An 18,581-nucleotide genomic window follows, 5' to 3' on the forward strand; every position below is an offset into this window, starting at 1 on the left:
TCCCAGCCGCGACCCGGCCGCCGCCGGGACCCGCGCGGTCCCCGCCGCGGCAACGACCGTCGCGGCCCGATCAGAGGCCGGGCGCAGAACGGAGGGCCTGCGATGCCGCGCAGGCCCTCCGCCGGCTTTCTACCTCAGCCCTTGTGCCACTTCTGGTTCGCCGTACCGGCGCAGTCCCAGAGCTGGAGTCGCGCACCGTCGTTCGCGTTCCAGTCCTTGATGTCGACGCACTTGTTGGCCTGAGAGTTGACCAGGTCTCCGGCGCCCGACAGGACGAACTGCTGCGCCCCCGTGCCGTTGCATGTGTAGAGCTGGACCGCCGCGCCGTTGGCCGTGGAGCCGCCGGCTACGTCCATGCACTTGCCGCCTGCCTGGAGGGTGCCGTTGGTGAAGGTCCATTTCTGGGCGCTGGTGTTGTTGCAGGTCCAGGCCTGCAGCGGCGCGCTGTCGACGAAGTTGGCGTTGGGTACGTCGATGCACTTGCCGTTCCAGTCGCTGATGACCGGCACCGCGCCGCCCGTCGGCGGGGGCGGGTTCGTCGGGCCGCCCGCGCCGAACGGGCTGAGGATCAGGCCCGCCGAGCGGGGGTCGCCGCTCTGCACCAGCGATTCGAAGTTGCCGACGTCGTCGAAGGCGAACGCGTACGCCTTACCGTCGGCCATGTTCTGGTGGATGATCTTCGCGTACTGGTTGGTGGGGTTGTTCTGGTAGAACTGCGCGGCGTTCGTGCTCGGCTGGGTGTCGATCGTGCCGAGGGTGCCGCGGTTGAGGGCCGCGCACAGGGTGCGGGAGATCGGGCCGACCACCAGGTCGTTCGGGGCCGGCAGGTCGCCGTCGCAGCCCCACACCGACGCCGAGGACGGCTTGTTGAACGAGGCCACCTGCTGGCCCGCCGAGTTGGTGAAGGTCATGACGTTGCCCGATGTACGCCCGAAGTATTTGGTATTCGGCTGGTCCGCGAACGGCACGACGGTCAAGGTCTTCGACGCGTACGCGTTCCATGCGGACGTGATGTACGGGTCGAGGTAGTTGGCGCTCAGCAGCCCGGCGCCCGCCGCTTTGCCCGGGGCGAGGACCCGCAGCACCGTGCCGTCCGAGCGGGTGTAGACCGTGTTGGCCCAGCCCGCCTGCGCCTTGATGCTGTTGATCACGTTGGTGCGACCGTTGTTGAGCAGTTCGCCGGTCTTGGTCGTGACGCCGTTCGAACCGGTCACCGTCACGGCGTGCGGTACGGCGAACATGTCCACCTGGGAGCTGTTGAGCCACAGGCCGGAGTCGTTGTACGTGAACTCGCTCCAGTCGAACAGGATGTTGTAGTTCGGGTCGCCGGTGGCCCACGGGGCCGGCTGGACCAGGCCGTCGGGCGTCAGGAAGAACTTGAGTTTCTCGCCGAGGGAGAAGTAGACGCGGCCGGAAAAGCCGCGCGGGAACTGGATCGTCGTCGTGCCGCCGTTGCCCGGGCCGCCGATGGCGACGTCCGGGGCCGGCGACGGCGGGATCTGCCCGGCCGGCCAGGGGGTGAACGTGCCGCCCTGGTTGACGTACCCGAGCCGGTTGGTGCTGAGGTTGATGCCGATCACGTACAGGTAGACGGCTTCGCCGCGGCCGGTGTTGTTCGTGACCGTGACGGGGAGCAGCGCCGGGCCGACGGCCTGGGCGGGGGTGGCGGCGGCGATGCCGATCGGTACGGCCACGGCCAGCGCGGCCAGCGCATGCAGCAGCTTTCTTCTGGTACGCACAGTGACTCCTCGAGGACGAAGCGGAGACAAAGCGGGGGGAGAACCAGGGAGTAGGGGACGGATGGACCAGGACCAAGCGAGAAGCAACGAATGTGAACGACCGTCGCGGGGCCGGTGGAGGATCCCAGCGTTGGCCTGCACTGCCGCGCTCGCCGTGGCGGATCGGGGAAGGTGGAGAGCGCTCTCACAGCATCAAATGGTTAACTCGGTGTGTCAATAGATAACAGCTAATGTCTTCGCAGCTGATCGGCGGTGCGGTCCGGCCGAACCTCGCGACATAGGGTCGGAGCATGAGTCAGATGAGCTACCGCCGCCTCGGTACGTCCGGGCTGGTCGTGTCCGTCGTCGGCATCGGTTGCAACAACTTCGGCCGCAAGCTGGACGCCGCCGGGACCCGTGCCGTCGTCGACGCGGCGTTCGACGCCGGGATCACACTCTTCGACACCGCCGATATCTACGGCACCCCGCACGGCAGCTCCGAGGAGTGCCTCGGCGCCGCCCTCAAGGGACGCCGCGACGAGATCGTGCTGGCCTCCAAGTTCGGCATGGACATGGAGGGCGTGAACGGCAACGACTTCGGCGCCCGGGGCTCGCGGCGCTACATCGTGCGGGCCGTCGAGGCCTCGCTGCGCCGGCTCGGCACCGACTACCTCGACCTCTACCAGATGCACCAGCCCGACGAGGCCACCCCCATCGAGGAGACCCTCGCGGCCCTTGACGATCTGGTACGCAGCGGCAAGGTGCGCTACCTCGGCAACTCGAACTTCGCCGGATGGCAGATCGCCGACGCGGACTGGACGGCACGCGCCGCGGGCCAGACGCCGTTCATCAGCGCGCAGAACCAGTACAGCCTGCTGCACCGGGAGGTGGAGGCCGAGGTCGTGCCCGCGTGCGAGCGGTTCGGGCTCGGGCTGCTGCCCTTCTTCCCGCTGGACAGCGGCCTGCTCAGTGGCAAGTACCAGCGCGGCCAGCAGCCCGCCGAGGGCACCCGGCTCTCCCTCGAGCGCTACCGGCGATGGCTCGAGAACGCCGACTGGGACACCATCGAGGCGCTGACGGCGTACGGGAAGGAACGCGGCCATTCCCTGCTGGACGTGGCGATCGCGGGCCTGGCCGCGCGACCGGCCGTGAGCAGCGTGATCGCCGGCGCGACGACGCCCGAGCAGGTCCGGGCCAACGCCGCGGCGGGCGCCTGGCAGCTCACCGCCGAGGACGTCGCGGCCCTGGACGAGGTGCTGGGCAACTAGGCATGAACCTGGAGGAACAAGCGCGGGCCGTGCTGCCGCCGGCAGTCTTCGACTACTACCGGGCGGGGGCCGGCGAGGGCATCGCCAGGGACGAGGCCGCCGCGGCGTGGCGGGCCTGGCGGTTCCTCCCGCGTCTCTTCCGCGACGTCTCCAGCGTCAGCACGGCGACCACCCTTTTCGGTACGCAGCTCGCCGCGCCCGTGCTCGCCGGGCCGACCGCGCTGCACACCCTGGCGCATCCCGAAGGTGAGATGGCGACGGCGCGGGGCGTGGCGGCGGCCGGCTCGATGCTCGTGCAGTCGTCCCGGGCCGGACGCGTCATCGAGTCGGATCGGTGGTGGTTCCAGGCGTACGTGCTGCGGGACCGGTCGATCACCGAGGCGCAGGTCCGGGACGCGGCGGGGCGCGGGGCGACGGCGATCGTCCTGACCGCCGACGCCCCGTACGTCTATCGGAACGCTGTGCCCGAGGCCGGGGACGCCGCACCCGATGCCAGGCCTCTCGAACGGCAGCAGGATCCCGCGCTGGGGGCCGACGCCGTCGGGTGGCTCGCGGGGATCTCCGGTCTGCCCGTACTGGTGAAAGGCGTGCTGCGGCCGGAGGACGCCGTCGCCGCCGTGGAGGCCGGGGCCGCGGGGGTGATCGTCTCGAACCACGGTGGCCGCCAGCTGGACCGGGCGGTGGCCTCCGCGGACGCGCTCGGTGCGGTGGTCGCCGCGGTGGCGGGACGCGTACCGGTGCTGGTGGACGGCGGCATCCGCACCGGCGCCGACGTGCTCACCGCCCTGGCGCTGGGGGCGCGGGCCGTGCTGCTGGGCCGGCCGGTGCTCTGGGCGTTGGCCACGGGCGGCGCTGAGGGCGTACGGGAGCTCCTGGATGTCTGTCGTGAAGATCTGGCCCGGACGATGGCGCAGGCGGGCGTGCCGTCGCTGGCGGACGTCGACGAGTCGCTGGTGACCCGGCGATCGTGACGGGCCGGGCGGATCAGACCTGAGCGAAGACCGGGCCGTCGGCCGGGAGCGGCGGCGCCTCACCCCGCGCGGCAGCCCGCCGGGCGAACTCGCGCACCCCCGCGATCTGCCTCTCCCCCAGGGAGAAGTCGAGCGCCCGGAAGTAGGTGGCGAGGGTGGCCGCGTCGAACGGCTCCCACCGGGCGGCCGCCTCGGCGACCGCGTCGAGCTCGTTGAGGCAGAGGTCGCGGGAGCGCTGGAACGCCTCGTGCACCTCCTTGACCATGCCGGGCTGCGCGGCGGCGAAGTCCTTCCGGACCGCCCAGACCGCGAAGACCATCGGCAGGCCGGTCCACTCCTTCCACGCCTGAGCCAGGTCGATGACCTCCAACCCCCTTCCGGGCGCCTCGTAGAGGGCGCGCAGGGCGGGGTCGCCGATCAGTACGCCCGCGTCCGCCTCCAGCAGCATCTGGTTGAGCTCGGGCGGGCAGCGGTAATACTCGGGGTCGGCGCCGTACCGCTCGGTGAGCAGCATCTGGGCGAGCAGCACCCCGGTGCGCGACGTCGAGCCCAGCGCCACCGGACGGCCGTCCAGCTCGGCGAGCGGGCGGGTGGAGACCAGGTTGACCGAGAGCACCGGGCCGTCGCTGCCGACGGCCAGATTGGGCAGCAGCAGCAGCTCGTCGGCATGGCGCAGGTATTCGACCAGCGAGATCGGGCCGATGTCGAGGTCACCCGCGACGAGCGCGGCATTGAGCCGATCCGGCGTGTCCTTCTGCAGGTCGACGTCGAGCAGCGCGCCGGAGCGCATCAGGCCCCAGTAGATCGGCAGGCAGTTGAGAAACTGGATGTGCCCGACCCGGGGGCGCTGAACAGCGACATCGCTCATGCTCCGACGCTATCTCCGGCACGGCCTTCCCACCGGCTGGGAGGGAGCAATCTCACGTCCGGCCCGTGCCCCCGCCGCGCCGGATCAAGCCGCCTTGACTTGCTCGTCGCCGAAGCGACCTGCTCGTGTGTCATCTCCCGCCGCCTGCGCAACTCGGCCAGGCGCCAGCCGCGCGCCTCATCGAGCATGCCGTCGACGGCCCCTCGAATGCCGCCGGCCCACCCACGGTGTCGACGGCACGATCCCAGTGACCGGTGCTCAAGAATGTGTCGTCAAGCTGCTCGGCTTGCGGAATCGCCTCGCGGTACCACCTGCGCCAACGGCCCGACTTGTCGCCGGCGACCAGTAGCACTGCGGAACCTAGACCTCCCTGACATGCACGGTTTTATTCGGTCGCGGGGTGGCGGGTGGGGGCGTACCCTGGTGGGCTCGCCCGCGGGGACCGCGCGCATTCTCAACCGGGCACTGCCGACACCGCACCCTGACGGAGCGCCGGGCGGCCCAGGTCAGCCGAACCACCAGACACCGATGCCGAAAGGTTCCTCGGATGACGCTGCCTGCCCACACCGACCTCGATGACGATCTCGCCGCGGAGCGACGGCACCTGACCGAGTCCCGCGCCGCTCTTGCCCGGATGCGGGGGCGGGCCGAGTCGCTCTTCTCGTCCTCCGCCGACGTCGCCGGGGATGCGTTCGCCGCGGAGACCCTCGGGCGTGCCCTGTCGCGCCGGGTGGCCGAGCTGGCGGATGATCCCACCACTCCCCTGTTCTTCGGCAAGCTGGACATCGAGGAGTCCGCGTACCACATCGGGCGGCGGCACGTCACCGATGATGCCGGGGAGCCGATGGTGCTCGACTGGCGGGCGCCGTTGTCGCAGTCGTTCTACCGGGCCAGCGTGCGGGATCCGCAGGGGGTGTCGACGCGCCGGCGGTTCGGGTTCGTCAAGGGAGAACTGACCAGTTTCGAGGACGAGCACCTGGACCGCGGCGAGGAGCTGGGCACCAAGAGTCGCATCCTGACCGCCGAGATCGAGCGGCCGCGTGTGGGGCCCATGCGCGACATCGTCGCCACGATTCAACCCGAGCAGGACGAGCTGGTCCGGGCCGAGCTCGAGGAATCCATCTGCGTGCAGGGCGCGCCCGGCACCGGGAAGACCGCGGTCGGGCTGCACCGGGCCGCCTTTCTTCTGTACGCGCACCGCGAACGGCTGCGGCGCTCCGGCGTGCTCATCGTCGGCCCGAACAGCGCCTTCCTGTCGTACATCGCGGCGGTGCTGCCGGCGCTGGGCGAGGTCGACGTTCAGCAGTCCACCATGGACGAATTGATCGCGCGCGTGCCCGTCAAGGGCCGGGACAGCGATGCGGCGGTGCTGCTGAAGCACGACGTACGGATGGCCGAGGTGTTGCGCCGGGCGGTGTGGAGCCGGCTGGTCAAGCCCACCGACCCGATCATGGTGTCGGACGGCTCGTACCGGTGGCGGATCGACGCGGAGCCGCTGCGCCGGATCGTCGACGAGGCGCGTCGCGAGGGGCTGCCGTACGCGGTGGGCCGCGAGCGGGTGCAGGCGCGGGTGGTCGGGCTGCTGCAGCGGCAGTCGGAGTACCGCACCGGCAACTCACCGAGCGAGGGCTGGCTGCGCCGGATGGCGAAGGTCGCGCCGGTCCGGGAGTTTCTCGACAAGGCATGGCCGGTGCTCACTCCGGAGGCACTGGTCGTCGCGGTATTGTCCGACGCCGAGGTGCTGGCGTCCGCGGCCGACGGCATTCTCACCGCGCAGGAGCAGGCGGCGCTGCTGTGGGCGAAGGCGCCCAAGTCGCCGAAGTCGGCCCGGTTCAGCGCTGCCGACCTGCTGCTCCTCGACGAGGCGGCCGGGCTGCTGGAGCGCGAGACGAGCTTCGGGCACGTGGTGGTGGACGAGGCCCAGGACCTCTCCGCGATGCAGGCGCGGGCCATCGCCCGGCGCAGCGAACACGGCTCGATCACGCTGCTCGGCGACCTTGCGCAGGGCACGGCGCCGTGGGCGGCGGCGCAGTGGAAGGACACGCTGGCTCATCTGGGAAAGCCGGACGCCGCCGTCGTGCCGTTGACTGTCGGTTTCCGCGTACCGGCTGCGGTGGTGGCCCTGGCCAACCGCCTGCTGCCCGCGCTGGGGGTGGACGTGCCGGAGGCCGTCTCGCTGCGTCGCGACGGCGACCTGGCGATCGTGGAGCTCGCCGACCCGGCCGAGGTCGACGGCGCGACGCTCGTGGAGGTGACCGCGGCACTGGAGCACGAGGGCTCGGTAGCCGTGATCGCTGCGGACGCCGCGGTGGAACGGCTGCGGAATCACCTGGCCGCGGCGGGTCTCGAGGCCGCGACGCCGGACGACGTCGACTCCGAGGCGCGCGTCACGGTCGTGCCGGCCACGATCGTCAAGGGCCTCGAGTACGACCACGTCATCGTGGTCGAGCCGGCCGACATCGTCGCCGCCGAGCCGCGCGGGCTGCACCGGCTCTACGTGGTGCTGACCCGTGCCGTGTCCCGGCTCTCGGTGGTCCACGCCGCGCCCCTGCCGGCGGCGTTGAATCCTCGGGGCACGGACGGCGCCTAAAGGCGCTCGGCGGTCAGCAGGTCGTACACGCCGAGCATCTCCAGGATCTCGCGGATCGGACCGCCGGCATTCTGGACCGTCATCACGATGCCCCGCTCACGTGCCGCCCAGTGGGTCTTGATCAAAGCGGTGACGCCGTTGGAGTCGATGAAGTGAAGCCGTCCGACATCGAGGGCGATCCTGCGGACTCCGGGCTCGTCGACGATGTCGGCGAGGGCCTGGGTGAACCGGTCGCCGGTGGTCATGTCGATGTCGCCTTCGACGCTGAGCTCGATGCTGTCCGAGTGCCGGACGACGGGACCGAAATGCAGCTCCGGCGGGGGGACACCGGCGTTCGCACCCATCGGCTGCTCCCTCTGATCTCAGGTGCTCGCGGTCGGAAGGTCGTAGCGCAGCGTCACCCTGGTGCCGGCGTACCGGCTGGTGCGGATGTCTATCTCGTCGCAGATGTGCCGGGTGAGCCACAGGCCGTGGCCGCCGATGTAGCCGGGCCTGCGCCGGTACGAACGCTCCAGGTGTTCCTGGGAGATGCCGGGACCGCGGTCCTCGATCACGCACCACAGGGTGTGACGGTCCTGCCACATACGCAGGCGGCCCTCACCGCCGGCATGGCGTACGGCGTTCGTGGTGATCTCGTTGACGGCGAGCACGAGGTTGGACAGCAGCCGGTCGTTGAGCCCTACTGCTCTGCCGTACCGGCCGAGCTCGCGGCGTACGAGTGCGAGCGTGTGCTGGTCGAACATGCACTCGAGCACGGGGACGATGCCCCCGGTTGCCGGCATCCGCCCTGACTCCGATAGTTCGCGCATGACGCCCCTGCTCTGGTGGGGTTGGGGAACCGCCTGTCAGCCCGTCGTGGCAGCGGCGGGATTGACGCGACCGTAGGGCGCGGCGGGGCGCCCGCGACGGACTTGCCGTCCGTTTTCTGATGGTTCTCCGCCTCTTCCGTGTGACGGGGGGACGAGCGGGGGGTGCGGTCGGCGGTGGGCTTGTGATTGGCTCGTCGTGGCGGGCGACCCAATGCCGGGCGCCGCATTTCGTCTATCGGTGGGTCGTGAGCGGTGGCGGCGGGGACTTCGGCACGGTGACCGTCTCAACCGACGGCTTCACCCACTCGGCGTTCGTGTACTCGAGCACCGAGGAGTACCTGGCCCCGGTGCTGAGCTTCGTCCGCGGTGGACTGGCCGCCCGGGAGCCGGTCGCGGTCGCGGCTCCGACCACGAATCTGATACGCATCAAGGACGCGTTGCGTGCGGACGCCGGCCAGGTGTGTCTCCTGGACATGACCGACGTCGGCCGCAACCCGGGCCGGATCCTCCCGGCGGTGCTGCACTCCTTCGCCGACCCGCACCCGACCGTCGGCGTACGAGTGGTCAGCGAGCCCGTGTGGTCCGGCCGTACGCCTCACGACATCGCCGCCTGCATCCGGCACGAGGCACTGATCAATCTCGCTTTCGCCGGGCGGCGGATCGCCGTCATGTGCCCCTACTCACTGGACCACCTCGACCGGGCGGAGCTCGAGAAGGTGTACGCCACCCATCCAGTGGTGAACGACGGATCCGGGGAGCGTCCCAGCGATCGCTACGCCCCTGACGAGGTGTTGATCGCCGCCAATGCGGCGCTTCCGGTACCGGCGGGGGCCTTCACCATGTCCTTCGACCTGGCCACGCTGACCGGAGTGCGGCGGACGGCGGCGGAGTTCGCCCAGCGCTCCGGCATGCCGGAGCGGCGCGTCCATGCCGTGGAAGTGGCGGCGAGCGAACTGGCGACGAATTCGATCAAGCATGGTGGCGGAGGCGGCATCGTGCGGTTGTGGATCGACGGCGGATCACTGATCTGCCAGGTGGACGACCACGGCCGGCTCGACGATCCGCTGGCGGGACGACGGCCGGTGCCCGCTTCGCAGCTGTCCGGCCGCGGACTACTCCTGGTCAACATGGTGACGGATCTCGTACGGACGTACTCCGGTCCCGACGGCACGTCGGTCCGCTTTCACGTGGCACTCGCCCAAGCGGCTCGTGGCAACCCGCCGGGCAATGCCTGAGATGAGCGCCTTCGGAGCGGGCCTCGAGGCGCTGTTGCTGGACGCGGCCGAACAGGCGATCATCGTGACCGACCCGAGCGGCCGCATCACCGTCTGGAACAGATACGCCGAGGTGATGTACGGCTGGCCGACGGCCGAGGTCATCGGACGGTCGATCGTCGACGTCACCGCGTCGCCGGCCTCGCAGGCGCAGACCCGCGCCATCGTGCTGGCGCTCGGTCGGGGCGAGAGCTGGCGCGGGGAGTGCGAGGTCCGGCGCAAGGACGGCTCGACCTTCACCGCGATGGTCGTCACCAGCCCGATCATCCGCGACGGTGATCTGGTCGGCGCCGTCGGGCTCTCCGTCGACGTGTCCGAGCGCCTCGCCGCGCAGGAAGCCCTGCGCGAGAGCGAGGAACGGTTCCGCGACCTGGCCGACAACTTGCCGCTGCTGGTCTGGCAGCACGACGCCGACGGCAGGCAGGAGTGGGTCAACGCCACCTTCTGCACGTTCTTCGGGGTCAGCCGGGAGGACATGCAGGCGGACCGATGGCGCCTGCTGACCCATCCGGAGGACGGTCAGCAGTACGTGGAGGCTTTTCTCGCGGCCATCGCCGAACGCCGGGCGTTCCACGGCGAGGTCCGCGTACGGCGCGCGGACGGGCAGTGGCGCTGGGTCGAGTCGTGGAGCCGTCCCCGCATCGGCGCGGACGGGACGTTCCTGGGGCACCTCGGCACCAGCGTCGACGTGACCGAACGCCGGCTCGCCCAGTCGACGCTGAGCATCGCCGCCGCGACGAACGCGTACCGGGCGAGGCTGACCGACGTCCTGCGTTCTGCGGCGGACCCGGCCGAGATACCCGCCGAAGCGGTCCGCATGCTGGCACAGCATCTGCGGGCGGCCCGGGCGCAATACCTGGAGATCGACGAAGCCGGTCGGTTCGCCACGCTGCTGGCCGAGCATCATCCGGGGCTGCCCGGTATGCCCGCCCGCTACTGCCTGGACAACCACGGTGCGCTGGGCATGACGGCGCTGCGAGCCGAGCGCCCGGTCGTCGTCGACGGCGCGAAGGAGACCGGACCGGGTACGGGGGCGTACGTCGTCGTACCCGTGGTCAAGCAGAGCCGGCCGGTGGCGGCGCTCACGGTTCACGACCTGCGACCGCGCTTCTGGTCCGCCGATGACCTGGCCCTTGTCAGCGACACCGCGGAGCGCACCTGGGCAGCCCTTCAGCAGGCCCGGGAGGAGCGTGCCCGGCAGGAGCGGCACGCTCGTACGGAGCTGATCGTCGACGTGCTCAGCGCCATGGAGCGCCACCACACGGTGGCGGCACAGGCTCGGTGTCTCGCCGACGTCCTGGTTCCGCGCTACGCGGACTACGCGACCGTCGAGGCACCCGGCGAGGGAGACTTCCTCCTCGCCCTGGCACACTGCGATCCCGCCAGGGCCGAGATCCTGCGCCGGTTGCGGACACGGCACCGCACCGGTGCCCAGGACGCCCATTCCATGCACACGACCGCCGCCGGAACGGCGACCCTGCTCAGCGTCATCACCGAGGACATGATCGCCGGGTTCACCCGCCGGGACGCCGAAGCCGCCGACCTCCTCACCGAACTGGGCACCCACTCGCACATGGCCGTACCGCTCGCCCTGGGCGACGCACGACCGGGCGCGCTGATGGTGGGGCTCACCGAGGCCGGGCGGGGCCCGTACGGGCCGGACGACCTGGCCTTCCTCGAGGACCTCGCCCGGCGCGTCGGCCTGGTGCTGATGTCCACCCACGTGCGCCAGCAGGAGCACGACATCGCCGTACGCCTGCAACGGGCCCTACTGCCCGATCACGTGGCATCGAATCCCCGCCTCGGCATCGAGGCCCGCTACCGGGCCGGCGACCGGCTTCTCGAGGTCGGCGGCGACTGGTACGACACGTTCGCCTGGCCCGACGGCCGGATCGGCGTCATCGTGGGCGACGTCGCCGGGCACACGATGGATGCGGCGATCGCCATGGGGCGCCTGCGGGCCGTCACCGCAGCGTTGGTGACGCACACCCCCGCCGACCCGGCAGCGGTTCTCGACGCCCTCGCCGGATACGCCCGCGGACCGAGCGGCGCCACGTTCCTCACCGCCATCTGCGTGATCATCGATACGGAGTCGGGCGTGCTCACCTACTCGTCGGCCGGGCACCCACCGCCGCTCGTCCTGGCGCCCGGGCGGGCACCGGATCGACTCCGAGGCGCACGAGCACCGGCCATTCATCGATATCTCCGGCCGGGCGATGCCTGGCAGCGCCCGCGGGCACAGGTGACCCTCGAACCGGGATCTCTGGTTGTCCTCTACTCTGACGGCCTCATCGAGCGCCGTAACCGGACGCTGGAAACGGGCATCGCCCGCCTGGAGACGACAGCCCACGCCCTCGCCACGGAGAGCCTCTCCGAGATCGCCGACCGGGTCATTCATCAAATGATCGACGACTCCCCGACCGAGGACGACATCGTCCTGGTCTGCCTGCGCTACTCACCGCCGGGCCGGCTCAGAGCGGCTTGATCCAGCGGGACCAGTCGTCCTGGCGGCGGTAGCCGTGGGCCGCCCAGATGTCATGGGCGGCCTCGTTGTCGTCGAGGACCATCGCGTCCATCCGGATGCCGCCCAGGGCCCGGCAGCGCTGCTCGGCGGCCCCGAGCAGGGCGCGGCCGATGCCGGCCCGGCGGCGGGAGGGGGCGACGGCGAGGCGGTAGAGGTGGCACCGCCAGCCGTCCCAGCCGGCGATGACCGTACCCACGATCTCGTCGCCGTCGAGGGCGAGGATGAGGGCGTCCGGGTCGCGCAGATGGAGCGCCGCGACGGCGGCCGGGGAGTCCACCGGCCGGCTCGTGTTCTCGGCTGCGGCGAGCCAGAAGCGCAGCACGGCGCCCAGCTCGCGTGACTCGGCCGTTCGCAGCACCACGTCCCCCATGGCAAGGCATGCTAACGGAGATCAACTTTATGGCACAAAGTTCTTTGACTTTGCGCGGTAAAGTTCTTTGCATGAACGAGCCTCTCGATCCCGCCGAGTCTCTGCGCCTCATCCAGCAGGAGCAGGCCGCCACCGTGCGCCGGCTCGTGCCCGATCCCCGCCTCCTGCTGTGGCCCTGGGGCATCGCCTGGCTCATCGGCTTCACGGTGTTCTTCCTGCGCTACGGCCCGGACGACCGCGTCCTCGTCGCCATGCCGTCATGGCTGCCGCTGCTCGTCCTGCTCGCGCTCATCCTCATCGCGGGCACCATCACCGGCATCGTGGGCGCCCGCGCCGCACGCCAGGTCACCGGCCCGACCTCCCGCCAGGGCACGATGTACGGGCTCACCTGGGCGCTGGCCTTCTCCGGCATGATCTCGGTGCTGAACCGGCTCGGCGATCAGCTCCCCACCGGCCTCACCAACCTGATCTGGGCCGGCACCATGACCGCACTGACCGGCGCCCTGCACATGGCCGGCGGCGCGCTGTGGAACGACCGCACGCTGTTCCGCCTGGGCGCCTTCCTCAGCGTGATCAACGTCGTAGGCGTGATCCTCGGCCCCGGCTGGCACGCGTTGGTCGTCGCCGTCCTCGGCGGCGGCGGGATGCTCGTCGCCGGTCTCGCCTCCTGGCTGCGGATGCCGCGATGAGCGACGCCCTGCCGGAACTCGACCCGGTCATCCACGCCCAGGCCCGGCTGCGCGTCGTGTCCTCGCTGTCGACGCTGCGCGAGGGCGACAGCATCGCCTTCCCCCGGCTCCAGGACATCCTGCGGATGACCCCGGGCAACCTCTCCGTCCACCTGCGCAAGCTCGAGGACGCCGGCTACGTCGAGGTCGTCAAGACCCATCAGGGCCGGACCCCGGCCACCCTCGTGCACCTCACCCGCCGTGGGCGGCTGGCCTTCGAGGACTACACCGCGGCCGTACGCGAGCTGCTCGAGCCGAAGGAGGACCGATGATCCTGGCCCGCGCCCTGGACGTCAGCCGGCGGTACGGAAGCGTGCTCGCCCTCGACCACCTCGACCTCGACGTCCACGCCGGGGAGCTCGTGGGCCTGCTCGGGCCCAACGGCGCCGGAAAGAGCACGCTGGTCGGGCTGCTGACCGGCGTACGGCGGCCCAGCTCCGGCCGGGTCGAGCTGTGCGGCGGCGACCCGCGGGACCCGGCCACCCGGCGCGCGCTCGGCGTCACGCCGCAGGAGACCGGGCTGCCGCCCGCGTTACGCGTGGGCGAGGTCGTCGACTTCGTACGCGCCCACTTCCCCGACCCGCTCGGCAGGTCGGAGCTGCTCGCGCGGTTCGGGCTGGAGGACCTGGTCAGGCGCCAGACCGGCGGCCTATCCGGCGGACAGAAGCGGCGGCTGGCGGTGGCCCTCGCCTTCGTGGGACGCCCCCGCATCGTCTTCCTCGACGAGCCGACGACCGGGCTGGACGTCGAGGCCCGGCACGCGCTGTGGGACGGCATCCGCGCCTTCCACGCCGACGGCGGCACGGTCGTGCTGACCAGCCATTACCTCGAGGAGGTGGAAGCGCTGGCGAGCCGCGTCGTGGTCATCGGCGGCGGCCGGGTACTCGCCGACGACACCGTTGCCGCCATACGGGGAATGGTCGGGATCCGGCGGGTGAGCGTGACGGTGGCCGTACCCGTACCGGATCTTCCCGGGGTGGTCGGCACCGAGCATGACGGTGACCGTACCCATCTCCTGACGCCGGATGCCGACCGGCTGGTCCGCGACCTCGTCGCGCACGACGTGCCGTTCCGGGACCTGGAGATCCGGCCCACGTCGCTGGAGGAAGCGTTCCTCACCCTGACCGCCGCCTGAAGGAGTGCCGTGTCGTCCCTCGCCCTGACCCATGCCCGGTTCCAGTTGACCGAGACGCTGCGCATCCCGATGGCGCTGATCGGCAGCGCGTTCTTCCCGGCCGCGTCGATGATCTTCTTCGTCGTGCCGTTCGTCGGCAGCGACCGCACGTACGCGACCTACGCCACCGCGTCGATGGTGACCTTCGTGGTGATGACGTCGAACCTCTTCCAGTACGGCATCGGCGTCGCCGAGGACCGCGCCCAGCCCTGGGACCCGTACGCGCGCACGCTCCCGGCCGGCGCCGCGCCCCGCTTCGTGGGCCGGATCCTGGCCGGACTCGTCCTGATGGTGCTGTCCCTGATCCCGGTCGTGGTGATCGCGGCCGTGGCGACCGAGGCGAGCATCACCGCCGCCGGCTTCGTGGCGGCCCTCGGTGCGGTCGTGGCCGCCGCCGTGCCGTTCACGCTGATGGGGCTCGCGATCGGCTACTCGCTGCCCGCCAAGGCGGCGATCGTCCTGGCCCAGGTGCTGTTCTTCCCGCTGGCATTCGGGGGCGGGCTGATGACGGCACCCGGCGACGCACCCGGATTCGTCGAGACCGTCGCGCCCTACGTGCCCACCGGCGCGGCCGTACGCCTGATGTGGGCGGCCGTCGGCGACTTCCCGGTGCAAATTGCATCGATAGCCGCCTTGCTCGCCTGGACCGCCGCCCTCGGTGGGGTGGCCACATGGGCCTATCGCCGCGACGAGGGTCGGCGGTTCAGTTGAACTTCCGACTGAGCGCCCTCGTACCAGGCATCGCGGTGCAACGATCCATCTGTCGCCCGCCGTGACTCGCGAGGAGCCCCTCATGACCCGTCCGACGCCCGGTGTGCCGAACTGGGTCGATCTGGGAACAGCAGACCTGGGGGACGCGACCCGCTTCTACACCGGGCTGTTCGGCTGGGAGGCCGACGTGTCCGGCGAGGAATACGGCGGCTACACCACGTTCCGCCTCGACGGGCGCGCGGTGGCGGGAGCCGGCCCGCTCTTCGGCGAGGGCCAGCCGACGGCGTGGAGCACGTACATCGCCACCGACGACGCCGACGCGGTCGCGGCCCGGGTGGAGGCCGCCGGCGGCAAGGTGCTCGTCGCGCCCTTCGACGTGATGTACCAGGGCCGGATGGCGGCCTTTCTCGACCAGGCCGGCGCGCCCTTCAGCGTGTGGCAGCCCGGCACGATGAAGGGCGCCGACGTCTTCGACGTACCCGGGTCCCTGGCCTGGAACGAGCTGGTCACCCGGGACGTGGAGGGTACGGCCGCCTTCTACGGCACGGTGTTCGGCTGGGTGGCACGCGAGATCTCGGTGCAGGGGCTGCCGTACATCGTGTGGGAGCTGGCCGGCGAGACCGTCGCCGGCATGCAGGTGATGGATGCCACCTGGCCGCAGGACCTGTCCCCACATTGGATGATCTACTTCGCGGTGGCGGACTGCGACGAGTCGGCCGCGTACGCGCAGTCCCTCGGCGCCCGGGTCGCGCGCCCGCCGTCGGAGCTGCCCATCGGCCGGTACGCCGTGCTCGAGGACCCGCAGGGCGGCCTCTTCGCGCTGCTGCAGGGTGCTAACGCCTGACCGGCACGACGAGCGGTCCGCGCTCCCCGTCGATCACCCTGACCCGTACGCGATAGTGCTCGGCCAGCAGCTCCTCGGTCAGGACCTCCCGCGCGGTTCCCCGGGCCACGACCCGGCCCGCGGCCAGCAGGACCATGCGGTCGGCGTACTCGCCGGCGGTCGAGAGATCGTGCATGGTGGCGAGCACGGTCAGGCCGCGTTCGGCCCGTAGCCGGTCGACGAGGTCGAGCACCTCCTGCTGGTGACCGATGTCGAGCGCGCTGGTCGGCTCGTCGAGCAGCAGGATGCCGGCGCCCTGCGCCAGGGCCCGCGCGAGGAAGACCCGCTGCCGCTCGCCGCCGGAGAGGGTGTCCAGCCTGCGGCCCGCGAAGGTACGCAGATCCAGCGCCCCGAGGACCTCGTCGACCACGGCCAGGTCGGAGGCGGACTCGCGGCCCAGCGCGGGGATGTAGGGCGTACGGCCGAGGAGCACGTAGTCGTACACGAGCATCGCCGGCGGCACGATGGGCGACTGGGCCACCGTGGCCAAGCTCCGGGCCCGCTCCCGCCGGGACAGCCGGTCCAGCTCCTGGCCGCCGAGCAAAACCCTTCCCTCGTACGGGACCAGCCCGCCGACCGCCCGCAGCAGCGTCGACTTGCCCGCGCCGTTCGGTCCGATGATCGTGACCCACTCGCCGTCCGCCACGTCGAGGTCGACGCCGTCGACGATCGGCGTACCGCCCAGCCGGACCCGCACTCCGGAAACCGAGATCATGTGCGGGTCCTGCGCAGGACGACGGCGAAGAACGGCGCGCCGAAGAAGGCCGTCACGACCCCGATCGGGATCTCGGCAGGGCTGGCCACGGTCCGCGCCACGAGGTCGGTCAGGGCCAGGAACGCCCCGCCGTAGAGGATCGACAGCGGCAGGATCGACCGGTAGCTCGGCCCGGCCAGCAGCCGCAGCGTGTGCGGCACGATGATGCCCACGAAGCCGATCAGGCCGGAGACCGACACGGCCGCCGCGGTGCCCAGCGAGGCGGCGACCACGAGCAGGTAACGGCTGCGCTGCGGGTGCAGCCCCAGGCTGGTCGCCTCCTCGTCGCCGACGGTCAGCACGTCCAGCTCGCGCCGGTGGGCGAGCACGATCAGGCAGGTGGCCGCGGCGTACGGGAGCACGATCAGCACGTCGTGCCAGCCGGCGGTGGCGAGGCGGCCGAGCAGCCACGCGTACACCTCGCGCATGGAATCGGTGTGCCGCTGCATGAGATAGGTCTGCGCGGCGGACAGGAACGCCGACACGGCCACCCCGGAGAGGATCAAGGTCGCCGGGGTACGGGCGCGACCACCGGCCCCGCCGAGAAGCCACGTCAGCACGACCGCGGCCACCGCACCGACGAAAGCCGCCACGGGTACGCCGATCGGCAGGCCGGCGGTGACGTCGCCCGTGCCGCGCCGGAACGAGATCACGGCGGTGACGCCCAGCCCGGCCCCGGCCGCGACGCCGAGCAGGTGCGGGTCGGCGAGCGGGTTGCGGAACACCCCCTGGTACGCCGCGCCGGCCAGCGCCAGCAGGGCACCGACCAGCAGCCCCAGGACGACGCGCGGCAGGCGCAGCTCGGTGACGATGGCGACCTCGCGCTCGGAGAGGCCGCTGTGCAGCCGTACCCCCGGAAGGAGATTGAGCAGCTCGGCAGCGACACCGGCGGGCGGGAGGGTGACCGGCCCGACAGCGACGCCGACGACCAGCGCGACCGCCACGGCGAGCGCGCCCCCCGCCACCCAGGCGACCCGCAGCCCCGCGGGCCGGCTCATGGAGCCTTGGCCACCGCATCCGCCACGGCCCGGACCAGATCGACGACCCGGGGTCCCCACCGGGAGGCGATGTCGTCGTCGAGCGCGATGACCTGGCCGGTCTTCACCGCGGTCACGCCGGCCCACCCCTTGCGGGCCCGCACGGTCGCCGCCGACTGGGCGCAGCACTTGCCGTCCGCCAGGAAGATCATGTCCGGGTCCGCCGCGATCAGCGCCTCCTGCGACAGCTGCGGGTACGCGGTCTTGGCGCCGTCCGCGACGTTCGTCAGCCCGAACTTGGCGAAGATCGAACCGACAAAGGTCTGCGACGTGACGGTGTAGTACGTCGGGTCCAGCTCGTAGTAGTAGCTCAGCGGCGCCGACCGGGGCGGCACCCCCTTGACGATCTTGTCGATGTCGGTGCCCATCCGCTCGACCAGCGCGTTCGCCTCCGTGGCGTGACCGGTGAGCGTGCCCAGCTGACGGATCTCGGCGTACGAGTCCTCGAGCTTCTGCGCCGCCGGGGTCAGCAGCACCGGGATCTTCAGCTTGGTGAGCTGGTCCACGATCTTGTTGAGGTCGTCGGAGATCACCACGAGGTCCGGGTTCTTCGCCGCGATCGCCTCGGCGTTCGGCTTGAAGCCGGACAGATCGCTCCGCGGCGCATCGGCCGGGTACGTGGACTGGTCGTCGACGGCGACCACCTGCGGCCCGGCGTCGATCGCGAAGAGCATCTCGGTGGCGGTCGGCGCCAGCGACACGATCCGCTCGGGCCGCCGGTCGAGCGTGACGCCGCCCGCCGAGGCCGGGAAGGCGGCCCCGCTCGCACTCGCCGCGGGTTGCGCTTTCGGCTCGTCCCCGCCACCGCAGCCGCCGAGCAGCAGCGCGGTCGCCGCGATCGCGGCGGTCATCAGCCGTTTCATCCTGGTCCTCCTGCCGGGCAACGCCGACCGGGGTCCCGG

General features: G+C 71.2%; 18 protein-coding genes. 10 read left to right on the top strand and 8 right to left on the bottom strand.

Features of this window, described 5'->3' with window-relative positions; all coding sequences use genetic code 11:
* Positions 1–134: 134 nt before the first annotated feature.
* Positions 135–1,739 (bottom strand): beta-1,3-glucanase family protein, encoded by a 1,605-nt coding sequence (locus tag ACIBO8_RS33655; protein ID WP_396119462.1) that lies wholly within the window; start codon positions 1,737–1,739, stop codon positions 135–137.
* Between the two features lie 290 nt (positions 1,740–2,029).
* Between ACIBO8_RS33655 and ACIBO8_RS33660 the strand changes: the two genes are divergently transcribed.
* Positions 2,030–2,986 carry an aldo/keto reductase gene (locus ACIBO8_RS33660; RefSeq protein WP_396119463.1) on the top strand — a complete coding sequence of 319 codons (957 nt, stop codon included), beginning with the start codon at positions 2,030–2,032 and terminating at the stop codon, positions 2,984–2,986.
* A 2-nt stretch (positions 2,987–2,988) separates the two neighbouring features.
* A complete protein-coding gene (locus ACIBO8_RS33665; RefSeq protein ID WP_396119464.1) occupies positions 2,989–3,957 on the top strand; it encodes an alpha-hydroxy acid oxidase in 969 nt (322 codons plus the stop codon).
* A gap of 13 nt (positions 3,958–3,970) precedes the next feature.
* Here ACIBO8_RS33665 and ACIBO8_RS33670 read toward each other — a convergent pair whose 3' ends face one another.
* A complete protein-coding gene (locus ACIBO8_RS33670; protein ID WP_396119465.1) occupies positions 3,971–4,825 on the bottom strand; it encodes a menaquinone biosynthetic enzyme MqnA/MqnD family protein in 855 nt (284 codons plus the stop codon).
* A gap of 547 nt (positions 4,826–5,372) precedes the next feature.
* Here ACIBO8_RS33670 and ACIBO8_RS33675 point away from each other — a divergent pair.
* Entirely contained in the window at positions 5,373–7,415 is a 2,043-nt protein-coding gene (locus ACIBO8_RS33675) for a HelD family protein (RefSeq protein ID WP_396119466.1), read from the top strand.
* On the opposite strand, the gene ACIBO8_RS33680 is transcribed toward ACIBO8_RS33675, so the two are convergent.
* Together ACIBO8_RS33680 and ACIBO8_RS33685 are read right to left on the bottom strand one after the other, a co-directional pair.
* Positions 7,412–7,759, bottom strand: a complete 348-nt coding sequence (locus ACIBO8_RS33680; RefSeq protein WP_396119467.1) for an STAS domain-containing protein — start codon at positions 7,757–7,759, stop codon at positions 7,412–7,414. The genes ACIBO8_RS33675 and ACIBO8_RS33680 overlap by 4 nt on opposite strands.
* 18 nt (positions 7,760–7,777) lie before the next feature.
* Positions 7,778–8,197, bottom strand: coding sequence for an ATP-binding protein (locus ACIBO8_RS33685; protein ID WP_396119468.1), 420 nt, complete (start codon positions 8,195–8,197; stop codon positions 7,778–7,780).
* 302 nt (positions 8,198–8,499) lie between these two features.
* Between ACIBO8_RS33685 and ACIBO8_RS33690 the strand changes: the two genes are divergently transcribed.
* Positions 8,500–9,459: an anti-sigma factor RsbA family regulatory protein gene (locus ACIBO8_RS33690; protein WP_396119469.1), complete on the top strand. Its 960-nt coding sequence runs from the start codon at positions 8,500–8,502 to the stop codon at positions 9,457–9,459.
* A 1-nt stretch (position 9,460) separates the two neighbouring features.
* Positions 9,461–11,983 carry a PAS domain S-box protein gene (locus ACIBO8_RS33695; RefSeq protein WP_396119470.1) on the top strand — a complete coding sequence of 841 codons (2,523 nt, stop codon included), beginning with the start codon at positions 9,461–9,463 and terminating at the stop codon, positions 11,981–11,983.
* Here the strand turns inward: ACIBO8_RS33695 and ACIBO8_RS33700 are convergent.
* On the bottom strand, positions 11,970–12,392 hold the full coding sequence (locus ACIBO8_RS33700) for a GNAT family N-acetyltransferase (protein WP_396119471.1): 423 nt from the start codon (positions 12,390–12,392) through the stop codon (positions 11,970–11,972). The two genes, ACIBO8_RS33695 and ACIBO8_RS33700, sit on opposite strands and share 14 nt — an antisense overlap.
* Positions 12,393–12,463: 71 nt before the next feature.
* On the opposite strand from ACIBO8_RS33700, the gene ACIBO8_RS33705 reads away from it, so the two are divergent.
* From ACIBO8_RS33705 to ACIBO8_RS33725, 5 genes are all read left to right on the top strand, one after another.
* Positions 12,464–13,081: a transporter gene (locus ACIBO8_RS33705; protein ID WP_396119472.1), complete on the top strand. Its 618-nt coding sequence runs from the start codon at positions 12,464–12,466 to the stop codon at positions 13,079–13,081.
* Positions 13,078–13,392: a winged helix-turn-helix domain-containing protein gene (locus ACIBO8_RS33710; protein WP_396119473.1), complete on the top strand. Its 315-nt coding sequence runs from the start codon at positions 13,078–13,080 to the stop codon at positions 13,390–13,392. The genes ACIBO8_RS33705 and ACIBO8_RS33710 overlap by 4 nt, the downstream gene beginning before the upstream one ends.
* Entirely contained in the window at positions 13,389–14,255 is an 867-nt protein-coding gene (locus tag ACIBO8_RS33715) for an ABC transporter ATP-binding protein (protein WP_396119474.1), read from the top strand. The genes ACIBO8_RS33710 and ACIBO8_RS33715 overlap by 4 nt, the downstream gene beginning before the upstream one ends.
* 9 nt (positions 14,256–14,264) lie before the next feature.
* Entirely contained in the window at positions 14,265–15,005 is a 741-nt protein-coding gene (locus tag ACIBO8_RS33720; protein WP_396119475.1) for an ABC transporter permease, read from the top strand.
* An 82-nt stretch (positions 15,006–15,087) separates the two neighbouring features.
* Complete coding sequence (locus tag ACIBO8_RS33725; RefSeq protein ID WP_396119477.1) at positions 15,088–15,849, top strand: VOC family protein; 762 nt, start codon at positions 15,088–15,090, stop codon at positions 15,847–15,849.
* Here ACIBO8_RS33725 and ACIBO8_RS33730 read toward each other — a convergent pair.
* The 3 genes from ACIBO8_RS33730 to ACIBO8_RS33740 are packed head-to-tail and all read right to left on the bottom strand — an operon-like array spanning position 15,839 to position 18,542.
* Entirely contained in the window at positions 15,839–16,603 is a 765-nt protein-coding gene (locus tag ACIBO8_RS33730) for an ABC transporter ATP-binding protein (RefSeq protein WP_396119479.1), read from the bottom strand. The two genes, ACIBO8_RS33725 and ACIBO8_RS33730, sit on opposite strands and share 11 nt — an antisense overlap.
* Entirely contained in the window at positions 16,600–17,640 is a 1,041-nt protein-coding gene (locus ACIBO8_RS33735; protein WP_396119480.1) for a FecCD family ABC transporter permease, read from the bottom strand. The genes ACIBO8_RS33730 and ACIBO8_RS33735 overlap by 4 nt, the downstream gene beginning before the upstream one ends.
* Complete coding sequence (locus ACIBO8_RS33740) at positions 17,637–18,542, bottom strand: ABC transporter substrate-binding protein (RefSeq protein WP_396119481.1); 906 nt, start codon at positions 18,540–18,542, stop codon at positions 17,637–17,639. The genes ACIBO8_RS33735 and ACIBO8_RS33740 overlap by 4 nt, the downstream gene beginning before the upstream one ends.
* Positions 18,543–18,581 lie beyond the last annotated feature (39 nt).

This window comes from Actinoplanes sp. NPDC049681 (assembly GCF_044465265.1).
In the GTDB taxonomy this organism is placed as follows: Bacteria; Actinomycetota; Actinomycetes; order Mycobacteriales; family Micromonosporaceae; genus Actinoplanes.

Excerpts from the sequence above, each read along its gene's own strand:
- ACIBO8_RS33660 (WP_396119463.1), top strand. The coding sequence starts at position 2,030 with ATGAGTCAGATGAGCTACCGCCGCCTCGGTACGTCCGGGCTGGTCGTG.
- ACIBO8_RS33665 (WP_396119464.1), top strand. The coding sequence starts at position 2,989 with ATGAACCTGGAGGAACAAGCGCGGGCCGTGCTGCCGCCGGCAGTCTTC.
- ACIBO8_RS33670 (WP_396119465.1), bottom strand. The coding sequence starts at position 4,825 with ATGAGCGATGTCGCTGTTCAGCGCCCCCGGGTCGGGCACATCCAGTTT.
- ACIBO8_RS33675 (WP_396119466.1), top strand. The coding sequence starts at position 5,373 with ATGACGCTGCCTGCCCACACCGACCTCGATGACGATCTCGCCGCGGAG.
- ACIBO8_RS33680 (WP_396119467.1), bottom strand. The coding sequence starts at position 7,759 with ATGGGTGCGAACGCCGGTGTCCCCCCGCCGGAGCTGCATTTCGGTCCC.
- ACIBO8_RS33685 (WP_396119468.1), bottom strand. The coding sequence starts at position 8,197 with ATGCCGGCAACCGGGGGCATCGTCCCCGTGCTCGAGTGCATGTTCGAC.
- ACIBO8_RS33695 (WP_396119470.1), top strand. The coding sequence starts at position 9,461 with ATGAGCGCCTTCGGAGCGGGCCTCGAGGCGCTGTTGCTGGACGCGGCC.
- ACIBO8_RS33700 (WP_396119471.1), bottom strand. The coding sequence starts at position 12,392 with ATGGGGGACGTGGTGCTGCGAACGGCCGAGTCACGCGAGCTGGGCGCC.
- ACIBO8_RS33705 (WP_396119472.1), top strand. The coding sequence starts at position 12,464 with ATGAACGAGCCTCTCGATCCCGCCGAGTCTCTGCGCCTCATCCAGCAG.
- ACIBO8_RS33710 (WP_396119473.1), top strand. The coding sequence starts at position 13,078 with ATGAGCGACGCCCTGCCGGAACTCGACCCGGTCATCCACGCCCAGGCC.
- ACIBO8_RS33715 (WP_396119474.1), top strand. The coding sequence starts at position 13,389 with ATGATCCTGGCCCGCGCCCTGGACGTCAGCCGGCGGTACGGAAGCGTG.
- ACIBO8_RS33725 (WP_396119477.1), top strand. The coding sequence starts at position 15,088 with ATGACCCGTCCGACGCCCGGTGTGCCGAACTGGGTCGATCTGGGAACA.
- ACIBO8_RS33730 (WP_396119479.1), bottom strand. The coding sequence starts at position 16,603 with ATGATCTCGGTTTCCGGAGTGCGGGTCCGGCTGGGCGGTACGCCGATC.
- ACIBO8_RS33735 (WP_396119480.1), bottom strand. The coding sequence starts at position 17,640 with ATGAGCCGGCCCGCGGGGCTGCGGGTCGCCTGGGTGGCGGGGGGCGCG.
- ACIBO8_RS33740 (WP_396119481.1), bottom strand. The coding sequence starts at position 18,542 with ATGAAACGGCTGATGACCGCCGCGATCGCGGCGACCGCGCTGCTGCTC.